Origin of the sequence: Paraburkholderia sp. BL21I4N1, assembly GCF_002973525.1 — a bacterium.
Taxonomy (GTDB): domain Bacteria; phylum Pseudomonadota; class Gammaproteobacteria; order Burkholderiales; family Burkholderiaceae; genus Paraburkholderia.
Genome location: NZ_PVEN01000006.1, coordinates 56,398 through 75,469 on the forward strand (window position 1 = coordinate 56,398; position 19,072 = coordinate 75,469).

Genomic DNA, 19,072 nt, shown 5'->3' on the forward strand with positions numbered 1-19,072 from the left:
TGGCACGAGGAGATTTCAATGGTCGGTCAAGACAGGTTGCATCCGCTACGTCCGCTACTGAAGAACTGGATCTGGGAGCATGGCCGGATCGGCACTCGCTATCTGGACTTCGCCGACGGCGAAATCAAATTCGACGAGGGCAAAAAATCGCACTTCGCGTCTGAGGAATACATTTACGTGCCGCTCGACCGGCAGGCCACAGACAATGCCTCAGCGCACGGACCCGCAATCCAGGAAGCGGGACTGGCGCGATTCCTGAAAGCCGCCCAGTTAGGCAAACCGGAAGAAGCCGGCTCGCCGGCCGAAGTCTCGCGCGCGGTAGAAGACTGCCTCGAACTCGGCCTGTTCTCCGCCTACCAGCGCGCCGCTCGCGAGGCGCTTGCGCGTTACGCGCAGGAAGCCATGTTCGACGATGAAATCCGCGCGGCGGTGGTCGACGATATACGGCGCCTCTACAGCGACGCCCGGGAACAACTGGCCTTATACGACTTCAGCGTGCTTTACGGGCTACCCACGCCGCTGCTGATCAGCGACGCGCCCTTCATCGACTGGCGCGTGCGCGCCACGCCCGCTCTTCCGTTCGTGTCGTTGCCGCTCGGACCATACTGCCTGCTGGTGGGCGCCGCGTCGGGCAGAAAAAGCCGCGCCGCGCCGGTGGTCTGGAAAGCCGCTGCCGCGATGGGTCCGCTGAAAGACCACAACCGCCAGATCACGGAGCATGCGCGCTTATGGCTCGTGGCCACGACCGACGATCAACTCATAGCGTGCAAAGCCGCTTTACCCCGGTTCGCGACATAACACCGCGTCTCGTGTTCAAATGCACTTTTATTCACGGAGGCAGGCATGATCGCAGAAGGTCGAGACAACGTTAAGGGCCACGACGGCGCGGTCAAGCAATACCCGGTGCGAGATTTTTTCCGCCGACCTGACCAGCATTCGTTCGTCATTGCCCCCGACGGACGGCACCTGTCTTTTCTCGCAAAGCGCGCCGGCCGCGAGAACATCTTCGTGCAGGAAATCGACGCCGACGGCGCGCTCGTGGGCGAGCCGCGTGCCCTCACCAATGAAACCGAGCGCGACGTGCCCGGCCACTCATGGAAGGGCAATGACCAGATTCTGTTCGTCAAGGACTTCGGCGGCGACGAAAATTTTCACGTGCTGTCGGTACCGATCGACGGCGGCGAGCCGCGTGACCTGACGCCGTTCGACGGCGTGCGCGCCGGCATTGTCGACGATCTGCGCGAAGACGACCGCCATGTACTGATCCAGATGAACCAGCGCGATCCGCAGGTGTTCGACGTGTTTCGCGCCGATATCCGCACCGGCGAGCTGACGCAGATCGCCGAAAATCCCGGCAACATCATGGGCTGGATGACGGATCACGACGGGCGCCTGCGCGTCGCGGTCGCGTCGGACGGTGTCAACCAGACCCTGCTTTACCGCGACGTCGAGACAGAGCCTTTCCGGGCCATCGTTACGACCGACTTCCGTGAAACCCTCGCGCCGGTGTTCTTCACTTTCGACAATCAGGCGCTCTACGTCATGTCGAATCGTGGCCGCGACAAGGTCGCCGTTTTCGAGTTCGATCCGCAAACGGGCCAGGAAGGCACGTTGCTGTTCGAGACCGAACATGTCGATGTGACCAGTTTCACGTATTCCGAACATCGCCGCGTGCTGATCGCGGCGTCCTACGTGGACGACCGCACTCATCGTCATTTCTTCGACGACTGGGCGCGCAACGTGATCGCCGATCTCGAGCGCCAGTTGCCGGGCCAGGAAGTCGGTATCGCCAATTTGACGCGCGACGAGTCGCGCGCGATCGTGTCTGCCTCGAGCGACCGCTCGGCCGGCTCGACCTGGCTCTATGACGTCGAACGCCGGCATCTCGTCAAGCTGGCGGACCTGAAACCCTGGCTCGACCCGGCCGATATGGTGCCGATGTCGCCGATTCATTTCACCTCGCGCGACGGCTTGCAGATCAACGGCTATCTGACCTTGCCGGCGGGATACGAGCTGGGCCAACCCGTCGCGAAGCCGTTGCCGCTGATCGTCAATCCGCATGGCGGCCCGTGGGCAAGAGACACCTGGGGCTTCAACGTTGAAGCGCAGTTGCTGGCGAATCGCGGCTATGCGGTTGTGCAATTGAATTTCCGCGGCTCGGTCGGCTATGGCCGCGCGTTCTGGGAAGCGAGCTTCGGGCAATGGGGCCGCACGATGCAGAACGATATCGACGACGGCGTCGATTGGCTCGTGGCCCAAGGCATGGTCGACCCGGCGCGCGTGGGCATTTACGGGGCGAGTTACGGTGGGTACGCGACGCTGGCGGGCGTGGCGTTCACGCCGGATCGCTACGCGGCGGCCGTCGATTACGTCGGCGTGTCGAACCTCTTCACGTTGCTCGAATCGCTGCCGCCGTACTGGAAGCCGATGATTGACATGATGTACGAGATGATCGGCGATCCGCGCACCGAAGCAGGCAAGAAGGCCTTGCACGATGCGTCGCCGCTGTTCTTCGCCGACCGGATCGTGACGCCGCTGCTGGTCGCGCAAGGGGCGAACGACCCGCGCGTCAAACAGGCCGAGAGCGATCAGATCGTCGACGCTTTGCGGGCGCGCGGTGTGGACGTCAAGTACATGCTCAAGGAAAACGAAGGGCACGGCTTCCACAACGAAGAGAACCAGTACGAGTTCTATGAAGTCATGGAGGCGTTTCTGGCCGAGCATCTCGGTGGCGCGTCGAAGCGTTGAGGCGATGGTTGCCCGTCATGCCTTCACCACGGAGACGCATTTGAAATCAGAAAAGATTGTGGCGGACTTGAGCGCAGCGAGCGCGCCCATGGCGTTGTTCGTCACAGGCAACGGCTTGCCGGCACCGTTTGGCGCAGCAGCCGGCATGGCCGACGCATCGATCAACCGGCCGTTGACCGTCGATACGCCGCTGCGAATTGCCAGCAACACGAAAACGTTTGTCGCGGCGACCCTGCTGAAGCTGTGGGAGCAAGGCGAGATCGATCTCGATGCATCGATTGCCTCCGTCGCAACACCGAGACTGATCTCGCTGCTGCACGCCGGCGGCTATCGCACCGAGCGGATCACGGTGCGTCATCTCATGGAACATAGCGCCGGACTTTACGATCACGGCGACGATCCGCGTTTCATGCGGACCGTGCTCGCCGAGCCGCGGCATCGGTGGACGCGCGAAGAACAGGTCCGTTTGTCGACTCAATACGCCGGACCGCAAAGCGAACCCGGCACCCGGTTTCAGTACTCCGACACCGGCTATATCCTGCTGGGCGATATCGTTGAGCGCACAACGGGCGAAACGCTCGCGGCGGCAGTTCGAAAAGCATTGCGCTTTGAACAACGGGGACTACGCTCGACATGGTGGGAAGTACTCGAACAGCCGCCATCCGACATTGAGCCTCGCGCGCGGCAATTCCTCGACGACATAGACGTTACCGACATCGACGCCACCATGGATCTGTACGGTGGTGGAGGGCTGGTCACATCCGCGCGCGATCTCGCCACGTTGACGAAGGATCTGTTTGAAGGCCGCGTGTTCGACAAGCCGAAAACGCTGGTCGAGATGCTTCGGCAAGGCGAGCATGAAGGCGCCGAGACCTATCGGCTAGGCATCGCCGCCAGCGAGGTCGCCGGCACGGTATGTTATTCACACGCTGGATTCTGGGGAACAGTGGTCTATTACGTGCCTGAGCTGGCGTTTGCCGTATCGGGATTCACCACGGTTCGCAGCGCCCGACCCGAACTCGTGTCGATCATCGAGCGTGCAATCGGTGGCGCGGTGAAGAGCGATTGCTGACGCAAAATCAGCCTTCGCTCGCGAGTTCAAACGATCCTTCCATGGCGATGACGCACTTCCCGCCCACACGAATCTGTGACGCTCCGCCCCGCGAATCGATACTGGCGAAGAGCGTGCTGGGGCGCCCCATGTCCACGCCCTGAGCGACGCATAGCGACAGCGTCGCCCCCCTTCTCTCCGTCTTTCAACTGAGTGGCGAGCACGAAGGCCGTGCCGATGTTCGGATGCCCCGCGAAGGGAATCTCGCGAGTCGGTGTGAATAGTCGCACCCACGCGGTATTCGCGGCATCGCGCGGCGGCAACACGAAGGTCGTTTCGCTATATTTCGCGTTACGCCAAGCCAGCGCGTCGACACGCCGACGGCTGACCACCGCCCGCCACCGCCCTCAGCTGGCGAGATATTGATGAACGGCCTGAATCGCGGCCGCGCCCTCGCCCACCGCCGCCGCCACCCGCTTGACGGAGCCGCTGCGCACGTCGCCGGCCGCAAAGACGCCCGGCGTGCTGGTCTCCAGATCGTGCGGCGGCCGCTCCGCCTTCCATTCGCCGCCGGTCGCCGCGCCCGTCAGCACGAAACCCGCCTTGTCCAGCGCGACGCAACTGCCGAGCCACTTGGTACTGGGCTGAGCGCCCAGAAACAGAAACACATGCCGCACGGACTGGTGTTCGATTTGTCCCTGCCGGTCCCACTTGATCGCCTCGAGTTGCGACTCGCCGCACAACTCGACGATCGTTGTCTTCGCATGAATCGTGATGTTGGACGCGACGTTGATGCGTCGGATCAGGTAATCCGACATGCTTGCACTGAGTCCTTCGCCGCGAATCACCACATGCACGTGCTTTGCGAACTTCGCGAGAAATACGGCAGCCTGTCCGGCCGAATTCCCGCCACCCACCACGATCACCTCGTGGTTGGTGCAGAGCGCTGCCTCCATGAAGGTTGCGCTGTAGTAAATGCCTCGCCCTTCGAATTCCTCCAACCGGTTGATGTCCGGCTTCCGATAACGTGCGCCGGTCGCGATCACGACAGCACGCGCGTGAACCACCTCGTCATAGTTGAGCCCGATGTGAAAGGCCCGGCCGTCGTCGCAGTCGATCGTCAACGCCTCGATCGGCACGCCCACTTCGGCGCCGAACTTGCGGCATTGCGACAAGCCTCGGCCGGCCAACGCCTGGCCCGAGATGCCGGTCGGAAAGCCGAAATAATTTTCGATCTTCGAACTGGTGCCGGCCTGCCCGCCCGGCGCCTTGACATCCAGCACCGCGACCTTCAGTCCTTCCGATGCGGCATATACCGCGGCCGCGAGTCCGGCCGGCCCCGCGCCCACCACGACGAGGTCGAAGGACTCGCCGTTCAGGCGGTCAGGACTCAGACCGATTGCATCGGCGACAGCCCGGTTGCTGGGTTGTTTGAGCACCGTGCCTTGCGACGTGACCACAATGGGGATGTCGGCTGCCGTTACCTCATAACGCGCGAGCAGATCTTTCGTCTCGGCATGCTCGACGATATCGAAGTACGCCGACGGCTGACCATTGCGGCTCAGAAAGTGCCGCACATGATGCGTCGCGGCGGACGCCGTGCTGCCGATCACCATCACACCGGCATGCGTGCCCTGAATGAAAGCGACCCGGCGAAGGATATACGCGCGCATGATGGTTTCGCTCAGTTCGGCTTCGGCCACCACGAGCGTGCGCAGCGATTCCTCGTCGATCACCACGACCTCGCAATCGGTGATGGCGCGCGCATTGGCCGCGGCGGCGCGGCCGGCGAGCGTGCCGACCTCGCCCGTGAAATTGCCGGGACCATGCGTGCCCAGCACCTGAGTGCCCCGAACGGAGGTTCGACTTGCCTCGATCGTGCCGGACAGGATCACGAACATGGCCGTGTGCCGTTCGCCTTCGGCATAGAGAATGTCGTTCGCTTTCAGCTTGCGCCGCTCACCGTATCGCTCCAGGATCGCCAGTTGTCTGTCGCCGAGCGTGGGGTACACCTGGTGGTGTCGGCTACCGCCCAACGAAAAATCCCCCGGAGGGGCTGAAGAATCTTTGCTCATGCTCGGCTCCGTCAAGTCGGGTCACGGCAGGACGCGATCCCTGCCGTGGAAATGCTGCATCCAGTGACGGATAGGTTACCTCGGCTTGCGGCCTACGATAGAGCCGATATCGCTGATTTTCCGTAGGAACCGACCTCCTTGATCAAAAACGCATGCGGGGGCTGGAATCCCAGCCCCCGCATCGGGCGAAGCGCGCCGCCTTAGCCGGCTTGCGACACCAGTTCCCGCAATACCGTCTCCATCGTCACCCGGCCTTTAATCACGCTGGCTTCGTCGCCTTCGAAATCGATCCAGCCTTCGTTAAAACCGTCGAGCATGCGGATGCGCGGCATCGGCTCTTTCATACCCTGCCCTCTGAACAACGGCTCCCACGTGTCGCGTGCAACGGCCTCGGCATGAACCGGGCGTCCGAGAATCGCGGCGAACGCCGCGGCAAGATCGTTCGGACTCACGCGATGCGGTCCCTCCAGTTCCACCACGCGCTTGCCGCTCCACGTCTCTTGCAGCAGCTGCGCGGCGACGCGCCCCACGTCCGCCGTGGCGACCATGGGAACCGCTTTGTCGAGCGGTTGCAGAAAACTGTGCAGCACGCCTTCATCGCGCGCCGGAGCGACGTCCCAGGCGGCGTTTTCCAGGAACCAGCCGGGACGTAGAAACGTCACTGGCATCGGCAGTGTTTCGAGCGCCTGTTCCATCATCGTGCGCTGGGTCAGCAGATTCGATTGAAAGGCTTGTGCGCCGATCGTCGATAGACATACCACCTTGCCAGGACGCGCCGCGATAAGTGCCGTCTTCACGGCGTCGATAAAAACGCGCGCCTCGGGAAAGCCGGGCGACGGATCGAATTCCGAAGGCGGCAGGATGAACACGCCGGTAGCCCCTTCGAACGCTGCGGTGAGCGACTCGGCGTCGTCCAGATTGGCGACCGCCAGCTCGCACCCGCGCTCGGCCCATGCCTGGGCGCGCGCCGGATCACGCACGACGGCGCGCACGGGAAGATTGGCCGAAAGCAGCGTGTGTGCCAACGCGCCGCCGACTTTGCCGGTAATGCCAGTGATTGCGTACATGATGGGTTTCCTTGTCCGATTGAATGCCGGCGCAGGGGTGGTCCGCTCAGAAGGTCCGTCCGACTGACGCGCCCCGCGCTGCGACGTGTTACTCGACTGCATTGTCGGTAAAGGCGAGGAGAAACTAAATGACATGAATTACACTTGTGAGGTGACACAAAGTTACTAATTCGCGGTAGATCGCCTTAATGCCCGGAACGGAGCGCCGATGAGATCGTCCAGTGAAAATCTGTCCAGCGGGATCGGCGTGTTCGCCGCCGTGGTCGACGCGGGGACGTTCGCCGCCGCGGCGGATTCGATGGGGATGTCGCCGCCCGGCGTGAGCCGGGCTATCGCGCGACTCGAGAAGCGGCTGAAAATACGGCTCTTCAACCGAACGACCCGCTCCGTTTCGCTGACCGAAGAAGGCCGGCGGTTCTATGAACAGGTCATGCCGCACTTACGAGGCATCGAGGAAGCGGCCGCCTCCGCGACCGGCGGCGCCACGATCGTGCGCGGCAAACTGCGCATCAATCTCGACCCGGTCTCGTCGCGCATCATTCTCGGCACGAGGCTCGACGCATTCATGGATGCACACCCCGAACTCGAACTCGAATTCATTGCGCGCGATCAGCTTGGCGATCTGATCGTGGACGGTTTCGATCTGGCGTTGCGCTTCGGCGAGCCGCGTTCGTCCACGCTGGTCGCGCGGAAGCTGCTCGACACGCCGGTCGTGACGGTCGCGGCGCCCGCGTACCTCGCGCGTCGTGGGCGCCCCGTGGCGCCGCAAGAACTGGAGAACGGCACGCATCGATGCCTGGAGTTCCGCAACCCGGAAACGGGCAAGCCGTTTCCGTGGGAGTTTCATCGCAAGCGCAAGAAGCTGGTTGTCGAAACGAAGGGCCGGTTGACTGTCAACGATCCGAGCGCGCTCATCAACGCCTGCCTGGCCGGGTCCGGGATTGCGCAGATGCTGCTGCTCGGATCCGAACATCTGATTCAGGAGGGGCGGCTGGTCCAGCTTTTCGCGGACTGGCCGGACGAGCGCTTCCCGCTTTATGCGTACCACCCGTCGCGGCACCATACGCCGGCGAAGACGCGGGTGTTTCTGGATTTCATGGTTGGGTTGACGGGTGCGGGGTAGAGCAAAAACGCACTCAAGCCTCTCTGCCCCTCACCGCCAACGCGCCATCGTCTCAAACACCCCATCACGCCTGACCAGCGCATGCAACAGCGCCGCCGCCAGATGAAGCACGATCAGCGCGAAGAAGCACAGTGCGAGGATTCGGTGCGCATTCCACAGCAACGTATGCAGTCCATTGCTATGCGGCAGGATAGAAGGCAACTGAACCCCAAACACCACCACCGGATAATCCGCGGCGGACAACATGCCCCACCCCAGTAGCGGCAATGCAATCATCAGCACGTAAAACGCGAGATGCGACAGATGAGCGGCGAGTTTCATCGGCTCCGGCATCGACGCCGGCAACGGCGGTGCGCCGCGCGTCAATCTCACCACGATGCGAATCAGCGCCAGCACGAAAATCACCATGCCAAGCGGTTTGTGAATGGACACCAGCGACAGATAATCCGGACGCACGGTGGACACCATCCCGACACCGATGAACAGCATCGCCAGAATGCAAACGGCCATCAGCCAGTGAAGCGCGCGCTGCAGCGGTGTGAAGCGATCGTGGATCGGATTCATGGCGTGGTTCCTCCCGCCGGATGGTGCGGATAGTCCTTGTCTTCAGCGGTCCGCCGGTCGAACGAGACGGCATAGGCAGCCGAACGCGCGGCGGGAAACGGATCGTCCGAGACGTGCATGCCGGGCGGCAGCACCGTCGGATCGAAGTTGATATCGCGACACGGCCCGTCGGCCTCGGGTTCGATGGCATTGACCACCAGCGTACCCGCTTCCACTTTGCGCCGATCGTCCGGCCACGCCTTGGTCGGATCCGCGGTCGGATCGCCAGGATTGGCGAGCGTGAAGACCAACGTCCAGTGTTGCGGCGCGCTGTGCACCCGCTGCGTGATGTCCGCGGCAAGGAAGTCGGCGTCGCGCGCTTTCAACTGATCGTGCGGCACGGGCTCGGGCTGCGCGGCGGGGATGAAAGACCAGCGCACCGCCTGGTCCTGTCCCGCGGCATTCGTGAAGATGAAGCTATTGAGGCTGTTGTAGCGCTCCTCCGCGTACGACGCCGTCCACGGCGCACTACCCGCCCACGCGACGAACGCGCCGAACTCCGGATGCGCGCCGATGAAATGCTTCATGGCGTCCGGGTCTTTCTTGTTAGCCGAAGCCTGCAGCAGACCGTAGAACGCTTGCGGTGTGGAGACCGCAAAGAACGGCGCATCGATCATCGCGGTGCGCCATTCGCGGCCGCCCGGCGCGACGATGCGCAAGCTGAGGCCGCGCACGCGAACGGCGGCGTCCGGCGCCTTGGGGTCTGGCGTGGCAAGGTTGAAACGGCCGGTGACCGGGTACGAGCCGGCCGCTAGCATCGGCGCCGTCGACAACGTCGCGGCCCCGCCATTCGATTCGAAGCTGCCGGTAAAGCAGATGCCCTTCGCATGATTGCGCCGGAAGCCAAGCGTTGGACCGCCGGGAGGCGCCAGTCCGTTGACGATCCTGGCGGGCGTCAGACGACCCGGCGAGAGCCAGCCGGCCGTAAAGGCGAAGGCCGCCACCAGCGCGGCCACGATAACGGCAATCAGCACCAGCGAACGAACGGGGGACGCGCTGGAAGTCGGTCTGTCGGCCATCGATCTCTCCCGATCTGGGTTCGGCTGGGTGAAAGTCCGGCAAGGTGACGACAATAGTGCCATCGATCCGTGGACCGCGCTCATTCATTGCCGCTTGTTGGCGCACGTCGCAATTCGACGCCTCGCCGTCACGCCCCCGCGTCCGCGTCACGCTCGTTGCGTGGCCAGGCGTCCTGCCTGAATCCGCGAACGCCCACGGCGCACAGCTATAATCGCGCTCGACCATCGTCAGGGAAGTCTCGCTCGTGAAAAAGATCGCTACGTTTGCGCTTGCCGTGCTAGCTCTCACGGCTTGCTCGTCTGCTGAAAAGCAGGCTCGGCAAGCCCAGCAATTCCTCCACAACGAGGCAGGCCTGAGCGCTGCCCAACGCAACGCCACGGTCAATTGCACCGCAGCAAATTGCGACGCCGCGTGGGCGCTGACGCAACGCTATATCGAGCAGCATTCCGACACGTCCGTGACGCGCGCCGACGCCGTCGCGATCGAGACCGACGTGCCGTCCCGTTCAGGCAAGGTCGCCTTATCGGCGACCCGCGACGCGAAGGGCGCGGGCGCGACGCTCACCCTGTTCGCGCAGTGCCGCAACATGTACGGACCGGACAACGAGCAAGGTTCGGACTATGACGAATGCGCCGAGAAAATCATTAATGCCCAGAATGGGTATGTGGCGTTTCTCCGGACGCATGCGTCGGGTCAGTAAGCGTCTCGAGCCGCCCGCCGGTCTTCGCTGAACCTACGCTACGCTCGTCGCCCCAAGTTGCAACACCGTCGCGGGTCCGGCTCTGAACGTCGGACTGTGCGCGTCCGCCGCGATCATATGGGCGGCGATGTCGTGCGCCGCCAGTGCCTCTTTAGACGACCACTTTTCGAGCAGGACGAAACGATCCGCGTCGCCCGCAACTGGGTGCAAGTCATATTGCCTGCATCCCTCCTCGGCACGAACAATCGGCGCCAATTGACGGTACGCCGCGAGTTGTTCAGCGCCCCGGCCGGGTTTCGTTTGAATCAGAATCATCAGCATGACTTCTTCGGCCATCAACTTCTCCTTGGCATTCGAATAGTTTTAAAGAACATTGCTCTCACAACGGGATTGATGTTAACGGATCAGCAGGTCAGTTCATCAATCGCGAAGTCAAAAAGAACATCTCTCTTTTCACGAGACACTCGCACGTAATAATTGGAAATTATCTTCTCGGCATCGCGGACACCCATGAGCCGCGTTCGCCGGCGCGCGCTCGCGTCCCCTCAGTCACTTTCATGGAGACACTCATGCCGGGTTTGGCATTCCGTCCACTCGCGCTCGCCGGCCTGCTTGCCGTCACCGCGCTGCTCGGCGCGTGCGGCGATAGCGTGTCGCCCTCGGCGGCACCCGTGGCGAAATCCGCGTGCGGCAACACCCCCGTCGCCAATACGCACATGAGCTGTCCTCCGGGCACCGTCGCGCCCGCCTCCTGACATCGGCATTCCAATTAGGTCCTTCGCATGGCCCCCAAAACCCGTCGAGATTTTTTGAAGCTGTCCGCAGGACTTGCCGGCGCGACAGCCGCTACCACGCTGTTTCCCGAGTCGATTCGCAAGGCGCTGGCCATCGAACCGTCTTCGGTCACCGGCACGATTCAGGACGTGCAGCATATCGTCGTCTTCATGCAGGAGAACCGCTCGTTCGACCACTATCTCGGTCACCTGAGCGGCGTGCGCGGCTATAACGACCGCTTTCCCGTCACGCTGCCGAACGGTCAGCCGGTGTGGTTCCAGCCACGCCAGGAAGATCAGACCAAGGTGATCGCGCCGTTCCGCTACGACACCACCAATCCGGGCATCAACGCGCAATGTATCGGCGGCCTGCCGCATACGTGGGCCACGACGCACGGCGCGATCGACGGCGGCCGGGCCGACAAATGGGCGGTGCAGAAGACCAATATGACGATGGGCTACCACGAGCGCGCGGACATTCCGTTCCACTACGCGCTCGCCGATGCGTTCACGGTCTGCGACAACTACTTCTGCTCGATCCCCGGCAACACGCACCCGAACCGCATGTATCTGATGACGGGGATGGTCGATCCGCTGGCCACCGGCGGCGGCCCGCTGCTCGACAACACCGACTACATCGACAACCAGTTCGACGCCATCCAGTTGCAGCCTTTCAACTGGACCACCTACCCCGAGCGGCTCGAAACGGCCGGCATCTCGTGGCAGGTCTATCAGCAAGGCACCGGCTTCGACAATTTCACCGGCAATTACGGCACCAACATGCTGGCCGCTTTCAAGAACTTCGTGAACGCGCCGGCGGGGTCGTCGCTGGCGAATCGCGGCATGAGCACGCGCTCGCTGACGCAATTGAAGGCCGACGTGCAAGCCAACGCGTTGCCGCAAGTGTCGTGGCTGCTGCCGCCGGCCGCGTATTCGGAGCATCCGAAATTCACGCCGCTGTATGGCGCCAACTACATCTCGACGATCCTCGACGCGCTGACGTCGAACCCCGACGTGTGGAGCAAGACCGTCCTGTTCATCATGTACGACGAGAACGACGGCCTGTTCGATCACGTCGTGCCGCCGCAAGCGCCGACGGTGCCGGGCTCGGGCATGAGCACCGTGGACATTTCGCTCGAACGTCACAACGTCGTGACCGCGACCCAGGCCGGCACGTACACCGCCGACAACCTGCCGTACGGCCTCGGCCCGCGCGTGCCGATGACGGTCGTGTCGCCGTGGTCGAAGGGCGGTTTCGTCTGCTCGCAGGTGTTCGATCACACGTCGGTGCTGCAATTCATCGAGAAACGTTTCGGCGTGATGGAAACCAACATCTCGCCGTGGCGCCGCGCGATCTGCGGCGACCTGACCACCGCGCTCGACTTCTCGAAGTCGGACTCGACCGTGCCGTCCCTGCCGAACACGACGACCTACGTCTCGCAAGCCGACCTGCAGTGCGCGCGGCCGACGGCGCAAGCCGCCCCCGCCAGCACCGCGCAGCAACTGGTGACCGCGCAGGAACCCGGCACGCGACCGGCGCGCGCGCTGCCGTACGAATTGCACGTGAATGGCCAGTTGCAGGCGCAAGGCTACGCGTTGACGTTCGCCAACACCGGCACGCAGGGCGCGCATTTCTGGGTCTATACCGGCGACCCGACCGCCATGCCGCGTCGCTATACCGTCGAGGCCGGCAAGCAGTTGACCGACACGTGGACGCTGGATGCGAACGGCAACTACATGGTGAACGTGTACGGACCGAACGGCTACTTCCGGCGTTTTGGCGGGACGGCCGTCGCGGATGCCGCGGCGAAACCGGATGTGGTGACCTGCTACGACGTGGCGAACGGCAACGTCTACGTCACGCTCTCCAACGCGGGAACGACGCCGCTGACCGTCACCGCCACCGACATCGCGTACGGCACGCCGCCGCAAACGCTGACCGTGCCGGCGGGGAAAACGGCCGAGGCGCACTGGGATCTGTCGTGCAACAGCCAGTGGTATGACTTTCAGTTCGCGGTCGCGGGGAACGCGAACTGGGTGCGGCGCATTGCGGGCCACGTCGAAACCGGCAAGCCGAGTATGACGGACCCGGCCGCGGTCGCGCCGGTGACGACGGCGATCTGATTTAACGGCTAAGCCGCTGCTTTAGTTTCAATTGGAAACGTCCGCTACGCGAGGTGCGTAGCGGACGTTTCTTTTTTGCGGTGTTCAATTCAGGTTCGACACACCGCCAACACCATCAGAACGTATACGCCAGCTTGCCGAATGCCGTCCGACCCAACGTGTTGTAGCCATACGCGGTCGAGTACGTGTGATTGAACAGATTCGACAGCGACGCGGACAACGTCAGATGCGCATTGACCGTATAAGCGGCACGCAAACCGACCGTCGCGTATGAGGGCAAATACGTCGTATTCGCCGGATCGTCGTAAGTCGAGCCGCCGTAAAGCAGCGTCACGCCGGTGCTCAGCGCGTGCAGATGAAACTCGTCCCACGTGTGATCCACGCTCAGGCTAACCGTCTGACGCGGGCGACGATTGAGCCACGTGCGGTCGGTGACGTCCTGCGGATTCAGAAGACCGATCGCGAGGCTCACCGGCGTCGAGCGGCCAAGCGTGCCACGGTACGACAGATCGATACCCTGAATATGCGCGCGGCCTACGTTCACCGGAGCAAACGTCACCGGATCGTACGTGATGAGATCGTGCACCCGCGTGTCGTACAACGCGGCCGTGAACGTACCGATCGACGTGGTGGCATCGAGCGCCGCCTCGACCGTGTCGCTGCGTTCGGGCGACAGGTTCGGGTTGGAGAACCCAGGGTAATACAGATCGTTGAAGGTCGGCAGGCGGAACGCGTTGCCATACGAAACACGCGCGGTATAAACCGGCGAGATCGCATAAGCGAGCGCGACGTTGCCGGTATTGACCGCCTGCCCTTGCACGATCTCGTGACGACCCGCGAGGAACAGCGTGAACGCTCCGAGCACGACCGATTGATGCAGCGAAACCGCTGAATCGTTGCGAGTCGGCACGCCCGACGGAATATCGATCGGCAGGAAGGCCTGCTCGCGCGAGAAGTCGTAAGCGAGCTTCGTCTCGCCGGACAACGGCAGACTGAACAGCGTATGCCCATGCTCCTGATGCGTCAGCGAAGTCGAGGTGCTGAAACGCGTCGAGTCGATTTCATCGGTGGCGAGGGTCGGGTCGTTCGCGTAGAGGAACTGGCGGTCGTTCGCGTAGCCGACCGACTGGTCGAACTGCGTGTACGGCGTGATGTCGACGTGCAGCGCAATGCCCGTCGTCAGTTGATGATCGAGCTGCTGGTTGTCGCCGCCGGCGTTGTCGTAGGAGAACGTGGACTTGTGATACAGCGCGAAGGTCGAGATCGACCAGTTGTCGCGCGCATAGCCGAGCCGCGCGTCCACGTCTTGCGCATGGTATGGATTGCGGCCGTCCTCGTGCCCGTATGCGAAAGGTTGAGTCGCGTCGATCCCCGCGGTGTTGTAGTCGTGCAGGCCCAACGAATACGTCAACCCGGACAAGGCCGAGAGCGGACCCGTGGATGGAATGCTGCCCGACGTGCGGATTTGCGTGTCGAACGTCTTGTTCGAGCCGCCGCCTACCGAAATCGTGGTTCGGTTAGGCTGATTCGCCGCATGGTTCGTGAAGAGTTGCACGACGCCGCCCACCGCGTCCGCGCCGAACGAAGCAGCCGCCGGTCCCGAGATCACTTCGACGCGGTCGAAAGCGGAGGTCGGCAGATCGGCCCACGAAGCCTGGCCGGTCGTCGCGGACCCGACCCGGATCCCGTCGATAAACACCGCCACCTGGCTGCCGCTCGACCCGCGAATACTGACCGCCGCCGTGGCGCCCGGGCCGCCGTTTTGCGACACGGTGACGCCGGGCAGCGTAGCCAGCGCCTGCGTGATGCTCGGATCGCCCGGCGACAGGCGGTCGAGATCCGTCTTGTTCAGCACCTGCGTCGACGCATAGCGTTGATCGAACGATTGCGGCAGATGCTGCGTATCGCCCGTCACGAGAATATTCGGCAGCGTGCTTTGAGCCGGCTGTTGGGCGTCGGGCTGCAGCGACGCGTCATCCGCGGCATGAGCGGTTTGCCACGCGGACATGGCGGAAACCGTCAAGGCGGACGTCATGAGGAGATGACGGAGCTTCATAGTGAGCCAATGCCCGATGCGGAAAGGCGAAGGCACAACGCCCCCGCGAGTGGAGCGCTTTGAGAAATGCGGGTGGACATGACAGGTCCTGAGGTTAGGCTGTCCTTGCAACGAGCGACCGCATGAAGCGGTGCCGGCGCATCGGGACACCCCGCCCGATACGGCTGCGCAGACCTCGGTCGATGGCAGGTCTCCTGGCTCGCGAGTCGCCGTTGCGCGCCGACCTTCCCGGTGTCCCAGTGGTCATGAGTGGCGCGAACTCGTCGCTTACAGTTGCGGGGGCAGCCGCAGATTCGGCGCATGGCTGCGCGTCACTGCGTTCCCTTTTGATCCCGGTCAGGGGAACCATCAGGGCGCAAGCGTAACGACTCGCGGTGCCGTCCGTCAATTATTCGTGGTATCGGACGCCACCAGCCGCTGCCGCAAACCCTTCGCGGCTTGCACCATGTTGGTCAACGCGGCTTCCGTCTCGGGCCAGCCACGGGTTTTCAGGCCACAGTCGGGGTTGACCCACAGGCGCTCGGCGGGAATCACCTCGCAGGCACGCTCCAGCAGACGCTGCATTGCTTCGACGCTCGGCACGCGCGACGAATGCGTGTCGTACACGCCCGGGCCGATTCCGTTCGGATAGGCGAACTCGCCGAAGCCGTCGAGCAGTTCCATCGAGGAGCGCGATGTCTCGATCGTGATCACGTCCGCATCCAGCGCGGCGATCGACGGCAAAATGTCGTTGAACTCCGAATAGCACATATGGGTGTGAATCTGCGTCGCGTCCGACACCCCGCCCGCCGCGATCCGGAATGCGCGGGTCGCCCAGTCGAGATACGCGGGCCAGTCCGCCTGACGCAGCGGCAGCCCTTCGCGGAACGCCGGTTCGTCGATCTGGATGATGCGGATGCCGGCCTTCTCCAGATCCACCACTTCGTCGCGAATCACCAGCGCCAGCTGCAGCGCCGTGGTCTCGCGCGGCTGGTCGTCGCGCACGAACGACCATTCGAGCAGCGTGACCGGACCGGTCAACACGCCTTTCACCAACCTGTCGGTCAACGACTGCGCATGACAGGCGTTGTCCACGATCATCGGTTCGGGGCGGTAAACGTCGCCGTAAATGATCGGCGGCTTGACGCACTGCGAGCCGTAGTTCTGCACCCAGCCGCTTTCGGTGAGCGCGTAGCCCCACAGCTTGTCGGCGAAATGCTCGACCATGTCGTTGCGCTCCACTTCGCCATGCACCAGCACGTCGAGCCCGAGTTCTTCCTGTTTGCGCACGACGCTCGCCGTCTCCGCGCGCATCCGCTCGAGGTATTCGAGCGCGCGCAGTTCGCCGCGCCGGTACGCCGCGCGCGCTTGCCGGATGGCGGGCGTCTGCGGAAACGAGCCGATCGTCGTGGTGGGCAGCAACGGCAATTTCAACGCGTGACGCTGCACGCGGCTACGATCGGCGAACGGACTCTTGCGCTCCGCCATCGCGTCGGTAATGGTGGCGACGCGCCGTTGCACCAGCACGTTGAACACGCCGCCGAAACTGCGTCGCGAGTCGAGCGCGGCGTCCGCTGCCGCGAGTGCCGGTTCGGTCGCCGCTGGATCGCGCAGCGCCAGCGCCAGCGTGCCGATTTCGTCGAGCTTTTCGGTGGCGAAAGCGAGCCACGAGCGGAGTTCGGCGTCGAGCTTCTTCTCGGCGGCGAGCGTGACCGGAACATGCGCGAGCGAGCACGACGGCGCGATCCATAGCCGTTCGCCGCGCTCGGCATACACGCTTGCCAGCGAAGCCGCGATCTCGCCCAGATCGGCGCGCCAGACGTTGCGCCCGTCGATCACGCCGACCGACAACACCTTGTCCGCGGGCAGCGCCGAACGCCACGCGTCCAGTTGTTGCGGTGCGCGCACCAGATCGATATGCACGCCGTGAACCGGCAAACGCGCGACCAGCGGCGCATGGTCGGCGGCGGTGCCGAAGTACGTGGCCAGTAGCACCTTGACGCCCGCGTCGCCCAACACGTCGTAGACGGCCGCAAACGCTTCGAGCCAATCCGGGTCGAGGTCGAGGCACAGCACGGGTTCATCCAGCTGAACCCATTCGATCCCGCGCGCTTTCAACTGATCGAGAATGCGGATGTAACGGATCACCAGTCCCGGCAGCAGCGACAAGCGGTCGAAGCCGGCCACGCGACTCTTGGAGAGCCACAGGTAGGTGATCGGCCCGATCAACACCGGCTTGACCGCGAAATCGAGCGCCAGCGCTTCGTCGACTTCGTCGAAGAACCAGTCGACGCCGCCATTGAACGTCGTCTCGGGACCGAGCTCGGGCACGAGGTAGTGATAGTTGGTATCGAACCACTTGGTCATTTCCATCGCCGGTTGCGCCTTGTTGCCGCGCGCCAGCTCGTGATACTGCGCGAGCGACAACGTCGCCGGTTCGAAACCGAAGCGCTCCGGCAGCGCGCCGAGCAAGGTTGTCAAGTTCAGCATCGGGTCGTACCAGGCGAAATCGCCGACCGCGACGAAATCCAGCTTCGCATCGCGCTGCAACGCCCAGTGGCGCGCGCGCAATGCCTTGCCGACGCCGCGCAGATAGGCGTCGTCGGACTCGCCGCGCCAGAACGACTCCTGCGCGAACTTCAGTTCACGTTGCGCGCCGATGCGCGGAAAACCGGAAATGTGGGTGCGGGCCATGCGGAATCCTTGAGTGAATGCCGCGCAGTGTGCGAGTCGCGCTATGATTCATCAAGCGACATGTTTTCATCATCATATGAGCCACATTCATATCAAGATTTTTTCCGCCTCGGCGTCTCGCCATGCTTGAGCTGCGCCATCTTCGCTCGCTGATCGCGATCTCCGAGTCCGACAAGCTGGTCGCCGCCGCCGAGCGTGTCAATCTGAGCCAGTCCGCGTTGTCGCATCAAATCCGCGACATGGAAGCGCATTACGAGGTATCGCTATTCGAACGGACCCGCCACGGCCTGCGTTTCACGGCAGCCGGCGAGCGGCTACTCGCGCTCGCGCGCGACACGCTGGCCGCGGTGGCCACCGCCGAGCGCGATCTGGTTCGCCTCAAGGGCGACGTGCGCGGCGAGTTGCGTATCGTGCTGGAATGCCACACCTGCTTCGACTGGCTGATGCCGGTCATGGACGAATTCCGGCGCCGCTGGCCGGAGGTCGAAGTGGATCTGGTCGCAGGTTTTCACGCCGATCCGATGAAACTGCTGAACGGGCGCAAAGCCGACGTGGTGATCGGTTCGAAGCCCGCCGCCAAACGCGGCCTGCACGTCGCGCCGCTGTTCCGCTTCGAGATACAAGTGGTGATCGCCAACGAACACCGTCTGCGCAACAAGCGGCGCGTCGGTCCCGACGACCTGCAAGGCGAAACGCTGATCACCTACCCGGTGCCGGAAACGCGGATCGACCTGATCCGCGAGGTGCTCGAACCGGCCGGCATCAAGCTCGAACGGCGCACCGCCGAACTGACCATCGCGATCCTGCAACTCGTGGCGAGCCGGCGCGGCATTGCGGCGCTGCCGAACTGGGGCGTGAAGAATTACGTCGATCACGACTACGTGCTCGCGAAACGCGTCGGCGCCTCGGGGCTGTGGAGCGAACTGTATGCGGTCGCACCTAAAGACATCGCGGGGCGGCCCTACTTCGACGATTTCGTGAAGATCGTGCGCGACATTTGCGCGGCGCAGCTCGACAGCATCGAACTGATCTCCGCGCATCCTCATTAACCGGATCTCC

The 19,072-nt window shown here is 63.3% G+C and carries 15 protein-coding genes, 1 pseudogene and 1 riboswitch; of the genes and pseudogenes, 8 read left to right on the forward strand and 8 right to left on the reverse strand.

The window, feature by feature from the left end; all coding sequences use genetic code 11:
* Positions 1-18 precede the first annotated feature (18 nt).
* From B0G83_RS17120 to B0G83_RS17130, 3 genes are read left to right on the forward strand one after another with little or no spacing between them, the layout of a single operon-like run.
* On the forward strand, positions 19-798 hold the full coding sequence (locus tag B0G83_RS17120) for a hypothetical protein (RefSeq protein ID WP_105508576.1): 780 nt from the start codon (positions 19-21) through the stop codon (positions 796-798).
* Positions 799-843: 45 nt separating this feature from the next.
* Complete coding sequence (locus B0G83_RS17125) at positions 844-2,748, forward strand: S9 family peptidase (protein WP_105508577.1); 1,905 nt, start codon at positions 844-846, stop codon at positions 2,746-2,748.
* Between the two features lie 40 nt (positions 2,749-2,788).
* Positions 2,789-3,820: a serine hydrolase gene (locus B0G83_RS17130; protein WP_258167925.1), complete on the forward strand. Its 1,032-nt coding sequence runs from the start codon at positions 2,789-2,791 to the stop codon at positions 3,818-3,820.
* Positions 3,821-4,005: 185 nt separating this feature from the next.
* Here the strand turns inward: B0G83_RS17130 and B0G83_RS39165 are convergent.
* From B0G83_RS39165 to B0G83_RS17145, 3 genes and pseudogenes are all read right to left on the reverse strand, one after another.
* Positions 4,006-4,155: pseudogene (locus B0G83_RS39165) on the reverse strand (PhzF family phenazine biosynthesis protein); the annotation flags it as partial.
* A gap of 51 nt (positions 4,156-4,206) precedes the next feature.
* A complete protein-coding gene (locus B0G83_RS17140; RefSeq protein ID WP_105508578.1) occupies positions 4,207-5,874 on the reverse strand; it encodes a cyclic nucleotide-binding domain-containing thioredoxin-disulfide reductase in 1,668 nt (555 codons plus the stop codon).
* A 200-nt stretch (positions 5,875-6,074) separates the two neighbouring features.
* Complete coding sequence (locus B0G83_RS17145; RefSeq protein WP_105508579.1) at positions 6,075-6,941, reverse strand: NmrA family NAD(P)-binding protein; 867 nt, start codon at positions 6,939-6,941, stop codon at positions 6,075-6,077.
* A 208-nt stretch (positions 6,942-7,149) separates the two neighbouring features.
* Between B0G83_RS17145 and B0G83_RS17150 the strand changes: the two genes are divergently transcribed.
* A complete protein-coding gene (locus B0G83_RS17150; RefSeq protein WP_105508580.1) occupies positions 7,150-8,064 on the forward strand; it encodes a LysR family transcriptional regulator in 915 nt (304 codons plus the stop codon).
* A gap of 30 nt (positions 8,065-8,094) precedes the next feature.
* Here the strand turns inward: B0G83_RS17150 and B0G83_RS17155 are convergent, their stop codons facing one another.
* Both B0G83_RS17155 and B0G83_RS17160 read right to left on the reverse strand, forming a co-directional pair.
* Positions 8,095-8,628, reverse strand: coding sequence for a cytochrome b (locus B0G83_RS17155; protein WP_105508581.1), 534 nt, complete (start codon positions 8,626-8,628; stop codon positions 8,095-8,097).
* Positions 8,625-9,686 carry a catalase family peroxidase gene (locus B0G83_RS17160; RefSeq protein WP_105508582.1) on the reverse strand — a complete coding sequence of 354 codons (1,062 nt, stop codon included), beginning with the start codon at positions 9,684-9,686 and terminating at the stop codon, positions 8,625-8,627. The genes B0G83_RS17155 and B0G83_RS17160 overlap by 4 nt, the downstream gene beginning before the upstream one ends.
* A 245-nt stretch (positions 9,687-9,931) precedes the next feature.
* Between B0G83_RS17160 and B0G83_RS17165 the strand changes: the two genes are divergently transcribed.
* Positions 9,932-10,387, forward strand: coding sequence for a lipoprotein (locus B0G83_RS17165; protein ID WP_105508583.1), 456 nt, complete (start codon positions 9,932-9,934; stop codon positions 10,385-10,387).
* Between the two features lie 33 nt (positions 10,388-10,420).
* Here the strand turns inward: B0G83_RS17165 and B0G83_RS17170 are convergent, their stop codons facing one another.
* Positions 10,421-10,723: a putative quinol monooxygenase gene (locus B0G83_RS17170; RefSeq protein WP_105508584.1), complete on the reverse strand. Its 303-nt coding sequence runs from the start codon at positions 10,721-10,723 to the stop codon at positions 10,421-10,423.
* Positions 10,724-10,956: 233 nt separating this feature from the next.
* On the opposite strand from B0G83_RS17170, the gene B0G83_RS17175 reads away from it, so the two are divergent.
* Positions 10,957-11,142 carry a hypothetical protein gene (locus B0G83_RS17175; protein ID WP_105508585.1) on the forward strand — a complete coding sequence of 62 codons (186 nt, stop codon included), beginning with the start codon at positions 10,957-10,959 and terminating at the stop codon, positions 11,140-11,142.
* Positions 11,143-11,169: 27 nt separating this feature from the next.
* Complete coding sequence (locus B0G83_RS17180) at positions 11,170-13,284, forward strand: phosphocholine-specific phospholipase C (RefSeq protein WP_105508586.1); 2,115 nt, start codon at positions 11,170-11,172, stop codon at positions 13,282-13,284.
* Between the two features lie 115 nt (positions 13,285-13,399).
* Here B0G83_RS17180 and B0G83_RS17185 read toward each other — a convergent pair whose 3' ends face one another.
* Both B0G83_RS17185 and metE read right to left on the reverse strand, forming a co-directional pair.
* Complete coding sequence (locus B0G83_RS17185) at positions 13,400-15,340, reverse strand: TonB-dependent receptor domain-containing protein (RefSeq protein ID WP_105508587.1); 1,941 nt, start codon at positions 15,338-15,340, stop codon at positions 13,400-13,402.
* Between the two features lie 166 nt (positions 15,341-15,506).
* A riboswitch (cobalamin riboswitch) is annotated at positions 15,507-15,705 on the reverse strand.
* Between the two features lie 19 nt (positions 15,706-15,724).
* Positions 15,725-18,013: a 5-methyltetrahydropteroyltriglutamate--homocysteine S-methyltransferase gene (metE, locus tag B0G83_RS17190; protein ID WP_105508588.1), complete on the reverse strand. Its 2,289-nt coding sequence runs from the start codon at positions 18,011-18,013 to the stop codon at positions 15,725-15,727.
* 122 nt (positions 18,014-18,135) lie between these two features.
* Here metE and B0G83_RS17195 point away from each other — a divergent pair, with 122 nt between their 5' ends.
* The gene (locus B0G83_RS17195; RefSeq protein ID WP_105508589.1) at positions 18,136-19,062 is read left to right on the forward strand and encodes a LysR family transcriptional regulator; all 927 of its coding nucleotides are present in this window, start codon (positions 18,136-18,138) and stop codon (positions 19,060-19,062) included.
* The last annotated feature ends 10 nt before the right edge of the window (positions 19,063-19,072 follow it).